Source organism: Devosia insulae DS-56, from assembly GCF_000970465.2.
GTDB lineage: Bacteria > Pseudomonadota > Alphaproteobacteria > Rhizobiales > Devosiaceae > Devosia_A > Devosia_A insulae.
Window position 1 is genome coordinate 1 of sequence record NZ_LAJE02000376.1, and the last position, 3,210, is coordinate 3,210.

At 65.1% G+C, this 3,210-nt stretch carries 2 protein-coding genes; both read right to left on the minus strand.

Annotation, left to right across the window (positions count from 1 at the left end):
- Positions 1-23 precede the first annotated feature (23 nt).
- A complete protein-coding gene (locus tag VW23_RS25180; protein WP_069912235.1) occupies positions 24-2,048 on the minus strand; it encodes a putative bifunctional diguanylate cyclase/phosphodiesterase in 2,025 nt (674 codons plus the stop codon).
- Between the two features lie 89 nt (positions 2,049-2,137).
- A partial coding sequence (locus tag VW23_RS25185) for a glycoside hydrolase family 183 protein (protein WP_141728493.1) occupies positions 2,138-3,210 on the minus strand: 1,073 nt, incomplete at its 5' end.

Here is a 3,210-nt window from a genome sequence, read left to right on the forward strand (position 1 = left end):
GGATTACTGCGCGGCCGGTGCTCTCAGGCCGACAGCCGCTCCACCACCGCCACCTCCGCCACGAACGGCTTCGGGATTCCCATGAAATACCCCTGCGCGTAGTCGACGCCGATCGCCTCCAGCGCCGCGAGCACATCCGCGGTTTCGACGAACTCGGCCACCGTCTTGATGCCGGTGACGTGGCCGAGGTGGTTGATGGTTTCCACCACCGCCCGGTCGGTGCTGTCGCGCTGCATGCCTTTGACGAAGCCGCCATCGATCTTCAGGTAATCGACCGGCAGCCGCTTCAGATAATGGAACGACGACATGCCGGCGCCGAAATCATCGAGCGCGAACTTGCAGCCGATCCCCCTGAGTGCGGTGATGAAGGCGGCGGCGCGTTCGAGATTGGCGACCGCGCTGGTTTCGGTGATCTCGAAACAGATCAGTTGCGGCGGCACGCCCGTGGCCGCGAACTCCGCCTTGAGGAACGGCAGGAAGCTTTCGTCGCCCACTGCCGGGCCACTGAGATTGATGGCGTAGGTGCGCCGATGCGGCAGGTGGTCGAGCGCGATGCGGCCGGCAATGGTCCTCAGCGCATGGCGCACCACCCAGCGATCGAGCTGCGGCATCAGCCCGAAGCGCTCGGCCGCCGGAATGAAGCGGCCCGGCCCGATCAGGTCGCCATGGTCGGCGAGGCGCACCAGGATCTCGCAATGCTCGTCCTCGGCCTTGCGGCTCAACGGTACGATATCCTGCGCATAGAGCACGAAGCTGTCGCGGTCGAGCGCCCGCTGCAGCCGCTGCACCCAGCCGATATTGCCGGCCATCTCGGCCTGTTCGGCATCATCGGGCGAGTAGACATGCACGCGGTTGCGGCCCTTCTCCTTGGCCATGTAGCAGGCGATGTCGGCGGCCCGCAGCGCCGTCGCGAGGCTGCCCACGGTGCGGTCTAGGCGCACGAAGCCGATGCTGGCGGAAACGGTGAAATGCTGGTCGTTCCAGACGAAGGGCAACTCGCCGATGGCCCGACGCAGCTGGTGCGCGGTGATCAGCCCCTCGTCGACCGAGCCGGTGTGGAGCAGCACGCCGAACTCGTCGCCGCCCAGCCGGGCCAGCAGCGCGCCGGGTCCGAGCAGGCCGGGCAGGCGCTCGGCCAGGGCGCAGAGCAACTGGTCCCCCGCGGCGTGGCCACCTGAATCGTTGACCACCTTGAACTGGTCGAGATCGGCGAACAGCAAGGCCGTGGCCGAGCCATCCGCCAGCGCCCTTTCCACCTCGCGCTCGAAACTGGCCCGGTTGGGCAGCTTGGTGAGCGCGTCGTGCGTCGCCTGCCACGACAACTCGTGTTCGATCGAGCGGCGATGCCGGAGGAAACTGTTGAGCCGCCACAGCGTCAGCGCCACGAACAGCGCGGCGATGGCGAGATTGGCAATGAGCAGGCTGGTCTGCACGAACCGCGTGCCCTGCCCCAGCGAGTTGGAGAAGGCATGGGTAAGCGGCGTCACCTGGTCGTTGATGGCGTCGAGCCGCATCGCCCATTCGCGCCGCTGCCACGGTTGCACCAGCGCCGCCCGCGCCATCTCGTCGGCCAAGGCTTCCATCTGGAACAGCGTGACCTCGGCATTGCGCCAGTCCTCGATGGCGGCGCTCATATAGCTGAACCACGAGAAGTTCTCGAACAGCCAGATCAGCCCCGGGATATCGTCGGGGTGGTTGCCGCCGCGCAGAAACCCCTCGGCGGCCATCTGGTGGTCGGGCGGGTTGGCCTCCAGCGCCATGCGGGCATCATGATCGCCCAGCGGCACGCTCAACGCCTGCCGGTGACGCTCGAGATAGCTGGAATCGGTGGTGTCGATATAGCGGCTGAGAAAATAGATCGCGTCGTGCTGGCCCTTCGACCACATGCTCTCGCCGCTCACGTAGGAGCGCAGCGAGGTCACCATCTGCAAGCTGAAGGTGGCGAGAATGGCCTGGGTGACAATGATGGCGATGAAGGGCCACGCAACGGCAACAAGCCTGAGGCTCGACTTCTTGTCGGAGGGCAGCGGCCCGCCACGCTTCTGCATGGAACAGCCTGGGTACAGTGGTGCACCCAAGCCTACGCAGCGCCGAGTTAACGACTTGACCCAATATGACTGCGTAGAGTCCCGTAGTTTTACTGGTCCGGCGTTAGGGTCGCCTTCATCACGTAAGTGTTGTACGGCCCGAACTGGCTCATCACGAACCAGAAGCTGAGCCCATCCTCGGAGATCCATGACGGGGTCATGTAGGCGCCATAGGCCTGGGCATAGTCGGAGCCGCGCGCCAACAGCTTCGGCGCCGACCACGGACCTTCCGGCCGCTCGGCAAAGCGGAGCTCGATCGCCTCCGAGAGCTCGTTCAGCGTCGTGTACATCCAGAGTTTTATCCCCGGGTTCCAGACCAGCGAGCCTTCGCCGGCGCCGGGCTTGATCACTTCGACGGCCTCGGCCCGATCGTTGACCCAGCCGCTGCCGTCGAAATACTCCCAGGCTTTGGTGTCGAGCACCTTGCCGGCGGCGACGCGGCCGACGCGCGCCCCAGAAAAGCGGCCACATGGGGTGCCCACGGCATAGACATACTTGCCGTCCTCGTTGCCGACGCCAGCCTGGGCCGACAGCGCCAACATGTTGAAGCTCGATTTGAAGCTGCCGAACTCATCCGGACCGGGGCTCCAGGTCTTGCCGCCATCGGTGGACGAGATGAAGCGTGACCAGTTGCAAAGCCACACGCCACCCATCGAGGAGAAGCCGTTCACCGACATGTAGTGCAGGTAAAGCGTATCGCCGACCGTCACCATGGCGGTCGGGATCTTGGTCTGCTCGCCCTTGAACGCATCCTGGTGCGCTCCCTTGGCGATCTCCGCCGCCTTGCCGTCGGCGCCCGTCACCCAGTCATCGATGACGATGCCATCCGAGGCATCGAGATCCCCAGTGAAGGCAACCACATTGGAGCGCCAGTTCGGCCCGAAGCGGATGCAGGCATTCTCGTTCCAGCCAAAGGTGTCGCCAAAGGCGAGGACGACCTTGCCGCCGATCTCGGCCATGGTGCCGAGGTCCGTGCCGCAGATATCCGGCTCTTTCATCGGCGCCGGCGCATTGGGGCCGGTGAGGGCTTTCACCTTCTCGGAGGTGACGCTGTAGTCGGCAGCGACTTCTGGGGTGGCGAGCAGCAGCAGTGCTGCGACCAGGTTCAGTGCAGAAAGAACAC